Raw genomic sequence first — 15,596 nt, forward strand, 5'->3', positions numbered from 1 at the left:
CTCCGCGGGTGGCCGGGCGCTCACGTCACCAGGTGCAGTGATGTGCCGGCGATGCCCAGCCGTACGCTCTGGCCCCAGGTCAGTTCCAGCGCGTCGCTCTCCATCCCATCGCCGAACACCACGATGCGGTCCGACTCCACGGTCAGCTGCAACCCCTGCCCCCGCCCGAGCTCCCCGGCGACCCTCGTCGTACCGGTCGCGGGAGAGGGCCAGGCCTCCCGTACGAACCACAGGAGCCGCTGCTCGCAGGGTGAGGGCAGCTCGGCGGAGCTGCCGCGCTCCAGCCACAGGGAACGCAGCCAGCCGGTGGCGCCCGTGCCCGTGCCCACCAGCACGCCGGAGGATGCCTGGGCCTCACCCTGGCCGTTGTCACCGTTGTCACCGTCGGAACCCAGGCGGTAGCGGGCCGTCTGGTGACCGTGCGAGCCCAGGTAGATCTCGTTCAGCGCGAGAAGGCGCTGGGTGTCGTCGGCGACGGCCTCGACCATGGTCAGCTCCTCTGCCCGGCTTCCGGCAGCGATTGCCGCACGCAGCAGCGCAGCCGTGTCGGCGCAGCGGTGACGGACCAGGACTCCCGGGTTTCGCCCCGGGTCGGTGTCGATGCCCACGACCGGCTGTCCGCGCAGATACTTCGCGGTATTGGCGACCAGGCCGTCCTGGCCGACCACGACCACCACGTCCTCCGGGGCGAACAGGAAGCGGTCCAGGTCCGCCCGCTCCACCCGGGAACTGCGCCAGGTGAGCGGCACGGCCGCGGCCACCTCCCGCAGCGCCTGTCGTGTGCGTTCGTGGCGGCGGACCACCTCGTCGATCGACCGACCCCGGCTGGAGAGGAAGAACGCGGCCTGCCCGTGCGTGCCGTACCGGGCGAGCAGTTCCTCGTACTCGGTCCTGCGGTGCACGATCACCGCCCGTGGGGCCAGGCTCACGCGCCCGCGCCGCCGTCCGGGCGTCCGAGCTTGGCGAGGAGCCCGGTGAGGACGTCCGGAGACAGCGTGATGCTCTCGATCCGCGGCAGGTTCTCCGCCAGCCTGGTCGCGGCCAGCGCCTGCAGCGTGCCCGGGCCGGCTTCGTCGTGCACGCGCAGCCAGGCAGCCTGAACCTCGGCGCGTGCCGCGCCCGTCTCGCGCTCCGCCTCGGCGTCCGCTTGAGCGAGGCGGACCTTGCGGGACGCCTCGGTCTCGGTCCGGATGCCGTCCGCCGCCGCCTTCTCCTCGGCCTCGCGGCGGGCGTTGGTGCCGCGCTGGTCGATCAACTGCTCCTCGCGCCTGGCCAGTTCGATCTGACTGGCCAGCTCGTTCTCGGCGATGGCGCGCTCACGCTCGACGGCGACTGCCCGCCGTTCATAGGTGGCCCGGTCCGCCTCCTGCTGGATCTGCTCGCGGGCCGGGGTGCGCAGGGCGCGCTCCACCTCGGCCTCGGGGCGGATCGCCACGACCCGCACGGCCACCACATCGATGCCGGTGGCCGGGAGTCTGGGCTCGGCGGCGAGACCGGCCGTCACGCTCGCCCGCACGGAGGCGACGCCGTCCACCAGAGCGACGGCCAGCGGCGTCCGGGCCAGTACGTCCAGCGTGTGCTGCTGCGCGGTTTCGGTGAGGAGAGTGGCGATCTGCTCCAAAGGGGCTCCGCGCCAGCTCCCGGTGTCCGGGTCCACGGAGAAGTCGAGTCGGGCGGCGGCTTCGGCCGGGTCGCTGATCCGGTAGGTGACGGTGGCCTGCACGGCGACGTCCTGGAAGTCGGACGTACGGGCGTGGAACGCCATGGCCAACTCCCGGTCGTCAACCGGGACTTCGGACAGCGCCGCCGAGAGTGACCGGTACCAGAAACTGAGCCCCAGCCCGTCGTGCACGAGCCGGCCGCGCTTGTGGTGGCGGATGTGAGTGGTGGGCGCGGAACGCAGATGACGCCAGCCGAAGCGCCGGGTGATGTCGGCCATGGCGAACCCCCTTAATTTCGTCAATGCGACGATAACGAGATGCGTCCATATCGTCAAGAGGACGAAAAGGGGGTACTCGGGCACTACCCCGGCAGTAACGGAAGCGGCTCGAACGGACCCTCGGCCGGAAAGCAGCCCGGGAGCCCAGTTGTTCGATGACGGAAGGGATAGGCGATGATGTTCGGGCAGGCACGGTCTCGCTCGGTTCTCATGGATCTCGACAACATGATCACCAGCACCGTGCCTGCTGTGCTGCCTCGGCACCCCTGTCTCGCAACGGACATGACATCACGTCACTGATACGTCCGGGGAATCAGACGAATCCCGTTCGCCCCCTGCCCCTGTCCCTCTACCTCCCGGCGAAAAGGCACCACCATGCAACAACCCTCCGAAGGCGACTGGGCCCAGACGGCCGTGGAAGTGCGGCTGCTCCGCAAGGAGTTCGATGGCAAGCTCGCCGTCGACGAAGTCGACCTCACCGTCCCCCGGGGCAGCTTCTACGGCCTGGTCGGCCCCAACGGCGCCGGCAAGACCACCAGCCTGTCCATGATCACGGGCCTGCTCCGGCCCGACGCGGGCACCGTGCGGGTCGCCGGGTACGACGTCTGGCAGGACCCCTACGAGGCCAAGCACCGCATCGGCATCCTGCCCGACGGACTGCGCCTGTTCGAACGGCTGTCGGGACGGGAACTCCTGCGCTACACCGGACGGCTGCGGGAGCTGCCGGCCGCTGACACCGAGGCGCGCGCCGAGGAGCTGCTCGACGTGCTCGGGCTCACCGAGGCCGGCGACAAGCTGGTCGTCGACTACTCCACGGGCATGCGCAAGAAGATCGGCCTGGCAGCCGCGCTGCTGCACAACCCGCCGGTCCTCTTCCTCGACGAGCCCTTCGAGAGCGTCGACCCCGTGTCGGCCGAGACGATCCGCGAAGTGCTGCGCCAGTACACCCAGACCGGCTCGACGGTGGTCTTCTCCAGCCACGTCATGGAGCTCGTGACCGCCCTGTGCAGCCACGTCGCCATCATGGCGAAGGGCCGCGTGGTCGCCGACGGCACGCTCAACGAGGTACGGGCCGGCCGGAGCCTGAACGAGCGCTTCATGGAACTGGTCGGCGCCCCGGCCGCGAAGGCGAAGGGAGGAAGCCTCGCATGGTTGGGGTCTTCGTCGGGCTGAAACTCGCCCTCCTGCGCAGCAGTCTGCGCCGCAGTACCGCTCGCGCCGTGGGCTTCGTGGCCGGCGCGGCCATCAGTGTGGCCGGGGCCTGCTACGTGGCGGTGGGCCTGGCCCTCGCCCAAGGCGAGGCGGATGCGCCCGACCTCGCCGTCCTCGCTTTCACGGGGCTGGCCGTCGCGTGGCTGGCGGTGCCGCTGTCCTTCGGCGCAGGCGGCGACGAGAGCGCCGATCCGACCCGGCTCGCCGTGCTGCCCGTCCGGCCGCGTCAGCTGATCGCCGGGGCCACCGCCTCCGCGCTCGTCGGCCCGGGGCCGCTGTGCACCCTCATCCTCATCATCGGAGCCGTCGTCGGCGCCGCCGAGGGCGCCTTCGCCGGCCTCCCCGCCACCCTCGTCACCCTCCTCGCCGTACCGCTCACGCTGCTGCTGTGCGTGGTCGCCTCCCGAGCGGTACTGGCCTCGTTCGCACGGGCCCTGACCGGCCGACGCGGCAAGGACGCCGCCGCCCTCGGCGGCGTGCTGACCGCGATGGGCGGCTACACCGCCTACCTGCTCCTGACCACCGCCGGCTCGGGGCTCGCCCTGCCGCCGGTCCTCGTACGGGTCCTGCGCTGGACCCCGCCCGGCTGGCCGGCCGACGCCATCCGGGCCGCCGCCGACGGCAGGATCGGTACCGCGGTGCTCGAACTGGCCGGGACAGCCGCCCTGACCGGGCTGCTGATGGTGTGGTGGCACGCCTCCCTGGCCCGGCTGATGACCACGACGGACGCCTCCACGGCCCAGGCCGCCAAGGTCCGGACCGGGCGGACGACGGGCCTGCGGGCCCGGCTGCTCACCTCCAGCCGTACCCTGCTCGTCGCCCACCACCAGTTCAGCGCCTTCGTGCGGGCCCCACGGCACCGGATGACGATGATCGCGGCGCTGGCCTACGCGCTGCTGTTCCCGGTCGTGATGGTGGCGGTCGGCATGCGGACCCCGTACGCCGTCGTCGGCGGAGCCTGGGTCTTCGGACTCACCTCCCCGGGCCTGCTGTTCGCCCTCGACGGCTCCGCGATATGGAGCAACGTCGCCACGCTGCGCACCGTGGCGCAGGCCCGCGCCGAACTCCTCGGCCGACTGATCCCCCAGCTGGTGTTCCTCGTGCCCTGGCTCACGGCCACCGGCACCGGCATCGCCCTCGCCACCGGGCGCACCGACCAGCTGGCCGCCGCGTTCGGGGTCAGCTTCGCGCTGCTCGGGGTGACCTTCGCGATGGGCATGGTCATCAGTGTCTTCCACCCCTACCCCTACCCCGAGGACCTGTGGAGCGTGAGCGCGCCCGGTCAGAGCGCCGGCTACCACCTGGCGAACTTCCTCAGCTCGATCACGGGCGTGGTGGCGATCGCCCCGGTGATCGCGGGAGCGGTCGTGCTGGACGGCTCCGCGTCCTCGTGGCTGCTGCTGCCGCTGGGCACGGCGTACGGCGTGCTGGCCGTTCTGCTCACCCTGCGGACCATGGGGCAGAGGCTGTTCGACAAGGCGCCCGAGATCCTCAGCACCCTGCGGATGTCCTGACGTCTCCGAGCCCCGCGACACGGTGCGACCCACCGCCCGGCATGCATCGCCCGGTTCCGGTCAACTGGAGACTGACCCCTGGGCCGGTCCCCGGCTCCGCTTCAAGGTGCCCATCGGTCGAAATTAATGAGCATGTCCCTGACAGCGCGGTGGGGTGGTGTCGGGCGGTGCGCGGAGTGCGTGTTCCGCAGGAGCCCGACCGCTTGGGGATTCCGGCCAAGGTGCACTGAAGCTGTTCCCCCCGGGTCAACCGGTCCTGCAAGATCTCAGTCGTTGCCCTGGTCAACCGACTGGGCGTGGAACTGGCAGGACATGCGGCCTGCCAGGCCGCCACTCCTGCGGACAGCGGGGGCCCATGTCCTGGCGTGGCGGCAGAGCGCGGATAATCGCGCGGTCCTGGTCGCGGATGATCGTATCCGCGCTGGTCATGGTGTTAGTGGTGTCACTGGCGCAGGCGGAGGCCCTGCCGTCCGCACAGGCGCAGACGCAGGCGCAGGCGGCGGCCAAGCCGAGGCCGGTCCCGCGGGATCTGCCGATCCTGTCGGTTCCGTCAGGGGGCACGCAGAAGCCGCAGGCCGAGCCGAAGCAGCCGAAGCAGCCGAAGGCCGACTTCGGGCCCTTGGCGGCAGGCGAGCACGCCCGCTTCGACGCGCGCAGAGCGGCACAGGAGGCGGATCCCGCGCCGCAGACGAGTCTGGTCTCCCCGGTGGACGGCGCGGTGGTGGCCACGGAGACGCCGGTCCTGCAGGTGGCGGCGGTCGGTGACGGCGTCCTGTACTGCTTCAAGATCTCCACCGGCTTCGACGGGCGCTCCGGCAGCGTGGTGGATTCCGGGTGCCTCGACCAGCCGCAGTGGACGGTGCCCAAGCACGTGCTGCACGACGGCGGCCGCTACACCTGGACGGCGGCCACGGCGATGTCCGGCGCGACGACGGCGACGGCGCCGCAGTGGGTCGGGCACTTCACGGTCAACCAGCGGGTGGGCGATCCGGGACCGGCACCGACCGACCATCTGGGGCCGGTGACGGTGAACCTGTTCAACGGAAACGCGCACGTCGAGGCCGCCGGACCGGCGTTCCAGACGGTCGGGGGATCGGCCGGGGTGAGCCTCGCCTACAACTCCCGGGAAGGCACCCCGCGCGGTGTGCGCGCCTCGTACTTCAACGACTCGCGCCACGAGGGCAAGCCGGACGCGACACCCGTGATGGTGCGCGGCGAGTCGCAGGTCAACCTGGACTGGGGCATCGCGTGGAGCGGCAACCCGGACAACCGGCCGTGGCGGGACAACCCGATGCCGCCCGCGCTGGACAAGAACTGGTTCGTGGTGCGCTGGGAGGGCCAGTTCAAGGCCTCGGTCACCGGTGACTTCCGGTTCGCCGGTGCGCACACCGACGGCGCCCGGATCTGGGTGGGCGACAAGCTAGTCTATGACAACCCCAACCCCGCCGATCCCGGTGACGACTTCCTGCTGCCCGGCCCGCAGCAGAGCAGCGAAGTCGCTTTGAATGCCGGCCAGCTGGTGCCGCTGCGCGTAGAGCTGTACCACCACTCGGACCAGCGCCCCCGCATGGTGTTGTGGGCCAAGAGCAGCAGCGGGGCTGACGACCAGCGCAGTCACAACCTCGACCCGCGGATCGTGCCGACGGAATGGCTGATGTCCGCGGACTCGCAGTCGCTGCCGGCCGGGTGGACGCTGTCGGTCCAGTCCAGCGGCTACAGCCGCGCTGAGATGCTGGACGGCTCGGTGGTGCTCACCGATGCCGCGGGCGGCAAGCACACCTGGACCAAGGCCTCCACGGGCGGCTACAGGCCGCCCGTGGGCGAGGACGGGGTGCTCGCCTTCGACACCGCGGGCCGGATCACGGTCACCGAGGGCGACACCGTGTCGTTGTTCAACCCCGACGGCACGCTGGCCGCGGTGGAATCGGTACTGGACGCCAAGAAGCCGGCCGCCCTGCAGTACCTCTACAGCGGGACGCGGCCGCGGCTGACCCAGATCAAGGACCCGGTCTCCGGCCGGTCGCACCGGCTGTTCTACAACACCGACGGCAGCAACAGCTGCTACGGCGGGGTGCCCCGCCCGCCGGGTTCGGACCAGGCTCCGCAGCAGATGCTGTGCCGGATCCGCTACTGGGACGGTAGCGAGACCCGCCTGTGGTACCAGATGGGCACGCTGGCCCGGATCGAGAACCCCGGCGCGGTCATGCAGGACTTCGACTACCTCGGCCGGGCCTCAGCCAGGGAGCGCTACGACCAGGCCGGTGACAACGAGGAGGAGAAGCAGAAGGCCTTGGACAGCATCGGGCCGCTGACCACCCTCCGTGGCGGTCTGGCCTACGACTGGGTGGCCCGCCAGGCTCCGTCCGCGGAGAACGGGTGCACCAACACCGGTGACGTCGCCGCCGCCTGCACGGTGATCGGCTACGACTCGGTGGTCGAGCAGCCCCAGGAACCGCCGGCCCTGCGCGCGGTCCAGGTAATGGCCCCGGCTCCGGACGGCCGCTCCAGCGAGCTGCGCGCCGAGCACTTCTACCAGTACTACTTGGAGCGCAAGCAGGCCACCGTGGCCCTGGCCGGGGTGTACGACTCCACCCGCTCGCGCACCGTCACCTACGACGACGCCGGGCGCACGCTGGTCACCACCGACCTCACCGGGGCGAGCATCGCGGCGGAATGGAACGCGAAGGACCAGGCCACCGCTGCGGTCGACAGTGCCGGCCGCCGCTCCACCACGGTGTACGACCATGCCGACCGCCCGGTCGACAAGTACGGTCCCGCACCGGCGTCCTGCTTCAACGGACAGACCCCGACGGCCGCGTGTGCGGCGAAGATGCCGCACAGCCACACCAACTACGACGAGGGATTGGCGGGGCTGTCGGCCGCCTTCTACGAGAACCCAGAACTGGCGGGTGTGCCCAAGGCGTTCACCACCGGGGTCGGCTCCTCTGATGGAGCACTGTCACGGTCGTGGGGAGCGAGCCCGCCGGTGGCCAACACCGGTGGCTGGTCGGGCCGGTTCATCGGCGAAATGAAGCTCCCCGCCACCGGGGACTACGGCCTCGGCTTCACCGCGGTCGACGGCGTGCGGCTGTGGGTGGACGACGTGCTGACCGTCGACAGCTGGAGCGACAAGCCCAGCACCGCGGTCACCGGCAAGTACACCAACACCACGGCCGACAGCTGGCACCGCATCCGCGTCGACTACTACAACCGCTCCGGTACGACCGGGGCCCTGGACTTCACCTGGACCCCGCCCGGCACCCAGGCGCCGGCGCCGGTCCCCGGGACGCATCTCGCGCCCCGGTACGGGTGGGCGACCAGCTCCACCACCGAGGACACCTCCGGCGGCGACAAGGAACGGGCGCCTTCGAGGCGCAGCGCGAGCAGCTACTCCGATCCGGCGGCGGGCATCGACCCGGCGTACGGGCTCGCCGTGGCCACTACGGCCGATCCCGACGGGCTGGGCCTGACCGCGCGTACCCGCTACGAGCAGCCGGGCGACGGATATCTGCGCAAGGTGACCTCGGCCATGCCCGCCGGTGACATCGCCGCCCCCGACCGGCGCACGACGACCACCTACTACGGCGACTCCGAGACCCGGACGAACCCCTGCGATCCGAAGGCACCGGCTGCCAACCAGGGCGGCATGGCCAAGACGTCCACCGAGGCCAAACCGGCCGACGGTCCGGCGCTCACCGGCGAGACGGTGTACGACGAAGCCGGGCGTGTGGTGGCCCAGCGCGTCAACGGCGAGGCGTGGATCTGCACCAGCTACGACGCCCGCGGACGGGTGGTCAAGAAGACCGCTCCTGCCTACGGAGCCGAGAAGGCGCGCACCGTCATCACCGACTACGCCGTCGGAGGCGACCCGCTGATCTCCAAGGTGAGCGATGAAAACGGGTCGATCACCACCAGGTACGACCTGCTCGGCCAGGAGGTCGGCTACACCGACGCCAACGGCGTCACCTCCACGGCCACCTACGACCAGGTCGGACGGCTGATCAAGGACACGACCGTGGTCAAGGGCGTGTCCAGCACCGTGGCGTACGCCTGGAACGACGCCAACCAGTTGACCAACGTCAAGGTGGACGGGACCACCGTCGCCGCCCCCGCCTACGACGCCACCACCGAACTGACCGGCGTCGTCTACGGCAACGGTTCCCGCCTCGACTCATTGGCGCGCAACGAGTCGGGCAAGCCGACGGCGCTGACGTGGAAGACCGCCGAGTCCACGGTGGTTGACGCGGTGACCCGGTCCCGCGACAACCGCATCACCGACGATGTGGTGACCGAGGACGGCAAGACTGCCGCGAACTACTCCTACACCTACGACACGGTGGGCCGGCTCGTCGCGGCGACGGTCCCGCACCACCAGCTCACCTACCGGTTCGACCCGACCGACGGGTGCGGGACGGCGCGAACGGCCGGGCTGAACACCAACCGCACCGCGTCCACCGACAGCTTCAACGGCGCCGCCGCGGTGACCACCAACTACTGCTACGACGGCGCCGATCGGCTGACCTCGACCAGCGGCGGCACCGCGCTCTCGTTCGCCTATGACAGCCACGGCGACACGGTCAAGGTCGGGGGCGACACCCTGGGCTACGACTCCACCAAGCGGCACATGCGAACGACGACCGCGTCCGGCACCGCGATCGTCTACACCCGGGACCCGGACGACAGGCTGACCGCGCGCACGGTCACCGGCGCCACCGACGCGTCGAAGAACGGAACCACCCGCTATTCCTACAGCTCCACGCACGACGACGCCGACCTCATCCTGGACAAGGACGGTGGCCTGCTGCAGCGCATCGTGGCGCTGCCCGGCGGCGTGCTGCTGACCAAGAACTACGACGCGAGCGCTACCACCAACTGGTCCTACCCCAACATCCACGGCGACGTGCTGTTCACCGCGGACGGGACGGCCGCCCGCACCGGCGGTCTCCGCCTCTACGATCCGTTCGGGCAGAACATCGATCCGGCCACCGGCGCGTTCAGCGACATCCCGATCCCCGCAACCGCCGCAGGTGGCATGGACTTCGGCTGGCTGGGCCAGCACGAGCGGCCAGTGGAACACCTGGCGGGCCAGCAGGCGATTGAGATGGGCGCACGCGTCTACCTGCCGGTCCTGGGCCGCTTCCTGCAGGTCGACCCGGTCGCGGGCGGATCGGCGAACAACTACGACTACGTCAACGCGGACCCGGTCAACGGCCTGGACCTCGCAGGGACCTTCAGCTGGAAGAAGGTGGCCTCTGTCGCGACCACCGCAGCCGAGGTCGTGTCCTTCGTACCCGGGCCGGTTGGCACGGTCGCCTCCGGGGTGGCCGTGGCCGGGCAGCTCGCCCAGGGCAACAAGCAGGCCGCGGCGGCGGCCGCGCTGGGCATGATCCCCGGTGGCAAGCTCGCCAGCACGCTCGCCAAATCCGCCGCCAAGGAAGCCTCGACCGTCGGGAAAGCCGCTGCGGCCGCCGAGAAGTGCAACTCCTTCACGCCTGACACCCAGGTGGTCATGGCCGACGGCACCGCCAAGCCGATCAGCGAAGTCCAGGAGGGCGATCAGGTCCAGGCCACGGACCCCGCCACCGGTGCTACCGCCGGCGAGCCCGTCGCCGGGGTGATCACCGGCCACGGCACCAAGCACCTCATCGACATCGGCCTCGCGGCGCCCCACGCGGTCACGATCACTGCCACCGCCGGCCACCCCATCTATGTCCAGGATCGCGGCTGGGTCAACGCCGGGGACATCAGGACCGGTGACCTCCTCCGCAACTCGTCCGGCGTCGTACGGGTCACCTCGGTGCACGACCGCGGCGAAGTCGCGGACCAGACCGTCTACAACCTCAGCATCAGCCGCATCCACACCTACCACGTCCAAGCCGGTGCCGACCGTGTCCTGGTCCACAACACCGGCTGCCCCGTGCACGCGCCGGACGTATACGGCTACGGCAGCACACAACGCTGCACCTGCCCGGGCAACACGAGCAGCGACATGGCAGGTCACAACGCCGCTGAACTGAAATCCAACGTCGAAGACACGAGGGCCAGGGCCGAGGCGGGCGGACAGGCAACTGCAAGGGCCATTCACTCGCCGGCTGCGTCTCAGGACCCGGCCGGCGTCCTACCCGTGGCACTCGGCGTCATGGCCGTCGCCGCGAAGGGGAAGCAGATCTGGAGAAAATTCCGTGGGAACTAGCGGCAGAAAAGAAGAGCCAAGCACGACGAAAGGACCTCAGCAGTGAAGTTGCCGAAGGCGCAAAGCCTAAGATCCTTGTGGCGCAGAGCAGTTCTGATCATCGCGGTGCTGGGCGCGACCGTGGGGATCACGACGTCCCCCGCCGCTGCGCGCGAGGAGGGCGGCGCGTCGGTCGCGGCGCTGATCCAGTTGACGTTCACGAACGTCAGCAACGGAAAACTGCTGGACGTCCAGAACGGCAACTACGACGACAACGCGTTCATCTCCGTCAACCCGGCGCCGGGGTCCGCCACGACGTGGCGCATCAACACGGGAAGCAGCCTCGGCTCGGGATTCGCCATCGTCAACACCACCACCGGCAAGTGCATGGACCTGACCACCGCCCGCTACCAACTGCGGCAACAGCCCTGTGACGGGCGCGCGTCCGAACAGTGGTACTTCCAACCGATCTCCGGATCGGCGCAGAAGGCGTTCAGGATCCGCCAGGTCAGCGACAACTCCTGCCTGACCGTCCAGCTACCTCCCAACACCGACAACTTCGTGTACACCTACCGCTGCGACAACACGCCGTACCAGCAGTGGACGCTACCCACCGATGTCTACCAGAAGGCGTGGAACACCGCCGTGGACTACGCGGCCGCCCGGTGCAACAAGGACACTTCGACCTGCGCGTGGTCCACGACCAGCCAGACACCGCCGTTCACGCTGCCGGAGGCCTGCGTCTCGCCCATCTGGTTCAACGACACATCGACCACGATCCCGTGGGAGTTCACGCTCAACACCAGCACGGGGTGGACCAACTCCATCGGCTTCAAAATGGGAGGGAGCCTGTCTGTCGGTGGCGACATCGGTCTTGCCAAGCTTCAACTCGAAGTCACCGCCGAGGTCAACGGCCAAACCACCATTGACCTCAAGCAGGAAATGGGCAACAAGCTCACGGTGAGCGTGTCCCCACGCCAGTACGGTTGGGTCACGCTGTCCGAACTGGCGACCAAGGCCACCGGAACCTGGACCTTCGACACCCAGGGCTTCCCGTGGACCGCCGACGACACCATCACCGTGCCCCTCAAGTACGACGCCAACGGCGGCGCGAGCATCTACAGCGCACGCACCCGCCCCACCTTCACCAACTGCGCCGGCGTATAGCCGAGCCCGTTCAACGCCGGGGGCCGGATCACGGATCCGGCCCCCGGCGGAGGGGGCCAGTGCTTACTTCACGTCGATGTAGTCACCGGTCGCGGAGACCGCGGGGGTGGTGGTCGTACCCGCGAACGAGTAGCGGTAGTAACCGTCGGACGCCGCCGTGACGGTGGTCGACAGGTTGCCGGTGCTGTTCGTGTTGATCGTCTTGACCGTGGTGTACGTGCTGGTGCCGGCCTTCTTGAACTGAAGCTTCACCGGCTGGAAGCCGTAGCCCGTGTAGGTGAAGCTGTCCCAGTTGGCGCGGGTCAGCTTGCCCGTGACCGTGATGGTCTTGCCCTTGACGACCGGCTCGGGGGAAGCGTTGGTCGTCAGCTTGGAGGAGCGCTGGAGCTTGAAGGGGTACCCCTTGTCGACGCTGGCGTAGTCACCGTCCTTGGCGTCCACCCAGACATTGACGTACCAGGTACCGGCCATGTTGTTGGAGTAGGCCAGGTCGGTCTTCGGGTCCACGGTGAAGTTGGCGGTGCAGGTCGACGTGGTGGCGCTCACGCGGGTGCAGGTCGAGGCGCCGGTCGGGGTGAGCATGCCGAAACCCGGACCCTGGAGCCAGAGCAGGTCGTCGTCGAGGCCCGCGATACCGGAGTTGTCCGTGGCGGTCACGGAGACGGAGAACGTCTTGGCGGTGCTGGTACCGACCGCAACGTTCTTGCCGCCGTTGACAACCACCTTGGTGATCTTCGTGTCGCCTTCACTGTCCGTGGCCGCCTGCGCGGACGGCACGGCGAGCGCGGACAGGACCAGGGCTCCGGAAACGGCAGCCACAGTGGCACGAATACGCATTATTCTCCCCTAGGGACACGGAGGCGCACGGGCTGGAAGGCCACCCATGCGCCCCAATGGTTCTGTGGAGTCTCCTGACTCCACAGAACAGACATGCGACTCCCGTAAATGGTTGTGCACTTAGGGGAGAAGATTCTTACTGCACGTCGATCCACTGGGTGGCGGTTGGGCGCTCCCCGCGTGTGCGGGGAGCAGGGGCGAGGGGTTCGACGGCAACCACAGCAAGCAGGGGTCAACCGCGCGTGCGCGGGAGCTCGTGGACCAGGGCACACCGATCGAATCCGCGTGCCGGATCGTGATCCTGGAAGACCAACTCGAGGAAGCCCAGCGAATCAACGCCGAATACCGGCGTGCCGCAGAAGCGACCGAGAGCTGACCACATCCCTGAAGGACCGACGCCTGTGCTTGCCCGCTGACACCCGCGGGCCGGTAACAGGCGGTAGTCACGGCAGGTCGGGTCTCATCGAGAAGAGAACGCCGATCCGCCTCCGCCCCATCGGCCACACCGTCCTTGCTGCGCCCGGATGCAGCCCGTCGGCCTGCCCGGCAGTTCGAAGTCCTGGTTCTAAGGTCGCTGTCGAGATGGGTCCATCGGCCGATTCCCTCCCCGACCGCCAAGGTGATCATGAGGGTTGTCCGCTCGAGCCGAGGAGGAGCCATGCGGGTAGGGCAAGTGGACTGGGTAGAGATTCCGGCCGGGTTGCTGCGTCGTGGTACGCCGGTCGACGAGGTGGCGGCAGTGGCCCGCCGCTACGCGGACACCAGGGTGCCGGTGGAGTGGTACGCGAAAGAAGCCCCGCGCGCGGAGATCCACATCCCGACGTTCAGGATCGCCCGCACCCCGGTCACGGTCGGCCAGTGGGCACCTTTTGCGGCGGCCACCGGCCGACCGGTCTCGCAGAGGCCGGCGGACCACCCGGTCATCGGGGTTGCCTGGGAGGCGGCAACGGCCTACTGCCGGTGGCTTGGGGAACGGCTCGGCCTCGATGTGCGGCTGCCCACGGAGGACGAGTGGGAGCGCGCCGCGCGGGGCGACGACGGCCGGGAGTTCCCGTGGGGTGAGGAGTACCGCACCGGCCTGGCCAATCTGGTGGACCTCGGCATCGGCGCCACGACGCCGGTCGGCTCGTTTCCCGACGGAGCCAGCCCCTTCGGCGTGCTGGACATGGCGGGTAACGCCGACGAGTGGACCTCTACGCTCTACGCTCCCTACCCTGGCGCGCCCGCAGAGGTGCCGAGCACAGAGGATTGGGCCTTCGACCGGCACATCACCCGTGGCGGCGCCTTCCGTCACGACCGGGACCTGGCCCGGTGCGCCCGCCGCCACGGTGCCTATGAACCGGACCTTGAAGCGATCGGTGTGGGCTTCCGCCTGGCGGCACCGGCCGCATAAAACCGGGCACCATGCCGACATCGCATGACGGGTGGCATCCCCTCAAGACCGTGCATTTATAGCTGCACCGACCAATGACATTCCGGTGTGCGCCTACAGCCTGGGGCGCCCGCGACGTCCTCTTCCACGGGATCGTCGGTGACGTGGCCCGAAGCGTCCACCTGCACACTGGCCAGCGGATCAGATGCCTGGCACGCCGACGAATGCCGCGCCCAGGCCGACGACGGCGGCGGTGATGCCGGTCAGAGCGGTGGATTCTCGTTGGTGAGGACGCAGTTCGGTGGCCATCACGTCATGGTCCTTGCGCCGCACTGTGCGCTACCGGCCGGCGCCCGTGAGGAGTTCCTCGGCCACACCCGTCCGTGCGTAGAGCACGGCCCGCCCCGCCCGATGCGCCGACACCAGACCGGCCGCGCGTAGCGCTCCGAGGTGCTGGGACACCGCGCCGGCGGTGAGGCCGGTGCGCCGGGCCAGTTCGGTCGTCGCGGCGGGTGCGGTGAGCTCCGCGAGGAGCCGCGCCCGGGAGCGCCCGAGCACCCGGGACAGGGCCGCGGAGGCCGATCCCGGCGGAGCCTCCCACAGCGTGCCGATGCCGCGCGGCGGATACCGTAGCGTCGGCTGGTACACGGCGTCCGTCGTCGCGAAGACCCGCGGCCACACGAACGCCGACGGCACGAGCAGCAGCCCTCGTCCGTCGAGTCGTCGCACGCCCCGCAGGAAGCGGTGCTCGACCTTCAAAGTCCCTGACGACCAGGCCAGTTGGGGTGCGAAATCCTCGAAGAGGCTGTGCGTGCCGTCCTCGGCGAAACGGCGGGCCCGGTAGTGGATGTCGGCCTCCAAGTGCATCTGAATGCGAGGCCAGTACGGGGCCATCGCGAGCTCCCAGAATGCGGCGATGGCCTCGGTGAGGCGCCCGAGCCCGCGCCCGGGATCCGCCAGCAGTGCCTCGACGCCGGCCTGCGCCTCAGGCGCGGAGGCGCGCAGCCGTTCGGGCGGGGTGGCGCGCAGGGCGGCCAGCTCCACGCCGAGCGACGGGCCGGACGTGCTGGGCGGAGGGCAGAGGAACCCGGGGACGGAGGTGGCCGTCACCGGCACCAGCGCGGTCAGCGGGCTCAGATCGAGCCGTGCGGCCGCGATCCGGTCGCGTGCCTGCCCGGCCCACCGGCGGTGCAGCACCTGCTCGTCGGCGCCGGACAGGATCCGTACCCCCGCCACGACCTCCCAGAGCGGCGAGATGGCGAAGCGGGTCCGTGCGACGTCCTCGGCCGAGAACTCGATCTCGAGCACCGGATGCCCTCCTCCCTGGAAGGCCACGGAGGCCGACCGACCGTGCGCAATAGATTTAGGACAGACTAAAACACT

9 protein-coding genes and 1 pseudogene are annotated in these 15,596 nt (G+C 69.7%); 6 read left to right on the forward strand and 4 right to left on the reverse strand.

Features of this window, described 5'->3' with window-relative positions; genetic code table 11:
• Positions 1-20 precede the first annotated feature (20 nt).
• Both NLX94_RS31395 and NLX94_RS31400 read right to left on the reverse strand, forming a co-directional pair.
• A complete protein-coding gene (locus NLX94_RS31395) occupies positions 21-929 on the reverse strand; it encodes a hypothetical protein (protein ID WP_254386514.1) in 909 nt (302 codons plus the stop codon).
• Complete coding sequence (locus NLX94_RS31400; RefSeq protein ID WP_254386515.1) at positions 926-1,939, reverse strand: SPFH domain-containing protein; 1,014 nt, start codon at positions 1,937-1,939, stop codon at positions 926-928. The genes NLX94_RS31395 and NLX94_RS31400 overlap by 4 nt, the downstream gene beginning before the upstream one ends.
• A 375-nt stretch (positions 1,940-2,314) precedes the next feature.
• Between NLX94_RS31400 and NLX94_RS31405 the strand changes: the two genes are divergently transcribed.
• The 4 genes from NLX94_RS31405 to NLX94_RS31420 all read left to right on the forward strand — a co-directional run bounded on the left by NLX94_RS31405 (position 2,315) and on the right by NLX94_RS31420 (position 12,004).
• Positions 2,315-3,112: an ABC transporter ATP-binding protein gene (locus NLX94_RS31405; RefSeq protein ID WP_254386516.1), complete on the forward strand. Its 798-nt coding sequence runs from the start codon at positions 2,315-2,317 to the stop codon at positions 3,110-3,112.
• On the forward strand, positions 3,088-4,665 hold the full coding sequence (locus NLX94_RS31410) for a transporter (protein ID WP_254386517.1): 1,578 nt from the start codon (positions 3,088-3,090) through the stop codon (positions 4,663-4,665). The genes NLX94_RS31405 and NLX94_RS31410 overlap by 25 nt, the downstream gene beginning before the upstream one ends.
• Before the next feature lie 439 nt (positions 4,666-5,104).
• Positions 5,105-10,858: a PA14 domain-containing protein gene (locus NLX94_RS31415; protein ID WP_254386518.1), complete on the forward strand. Its 5,754-nt coding sequence runs from the start codon at positions 5,105-5,107 to the stop codon at positions 10,856-10,858.
• Between the two features lie 42 nt (positions 10,859-10,900).
• On the forward strand, positions 10,901-12,004 hold the full coding sequence (locus tag NLX94_RS31420) for an RICIN domain-containing protein (protein WP_254386519.1): 1,104 nt from the start codon (positions 10,901-10,903) through the stop codon (positions 12,002-12,004).
• 63 nt (positions 12,005-12,067) lie between these two features.
• Here the strand turns inward: NLX94_RS31420 and NLX94_RS31425 are convergent, their stop codons facing one another.
• Positions 12,068-12,841 (reverse strand): calcium-binding protein, encoded by a 774-nt coding sequence (locus tag NLX94_RS31425; RefSeq protein ID WP_254386520.1) that lies wholly within the window; start codon positions 12,839-12,841, stop codon positions 12,068-12,070.
• Positions 12,842-13,079: 238 nt separating this feature from the next.
• Here NLX94_RS31425 and NLX94_RS31430 point away from each other — a divergent pair.
• Together NLX94_RS31430 and NLX94_RS31435 are read left to right on the forward strand one after the other, a co-directional pair.
• Positions 13,080-13,217: pseudogene (locus tag NLX94_RS31430) on the forward strand (MerR family transcriptional regulator); the annotation flags it as partial.
• Between the two features lie 282 nt (positions 13,218-13,499).
• The gene (locus NLX94_RS31435; protein ID WP_254386521.1) at positions 13,500-14,234 is read left to right on the forward strand and encodes a formylglycine-generating enzyme family protein; all 735 of its coding nucleotides are present in this window, start codon (positions 13,500-13,502) and stop codon (positions 14,232-14,234) included.
• Between the two features lie 318 nt (positions 14,235-14,552).
• On the opposite strand, the gene NLX94_RS31440 is transcribed toward NLX94_RS31435, so the two are convergent.
• On the reverse strand, positions 14,553-15,521 hold the full coding sequence (locus NLX94_RS31440; protein WP_254386522.1) for a DUF5937 family protein: 969 nt from the start codon (positions 15,519-15,521) through the stop codon (positions 14,553-14,555).
• Between the last annotated feature and the right edge of the window lie 75 nt (positions 15,522-15,596).

The organism is Streptomyces sp. TBY4 (genome assembly GCF_024213195.1).
GTDB lineage: Bacteria > Actinomycetota > Actinomycetes > Streptomycetales > Streptomycetaceae > Streptomyces.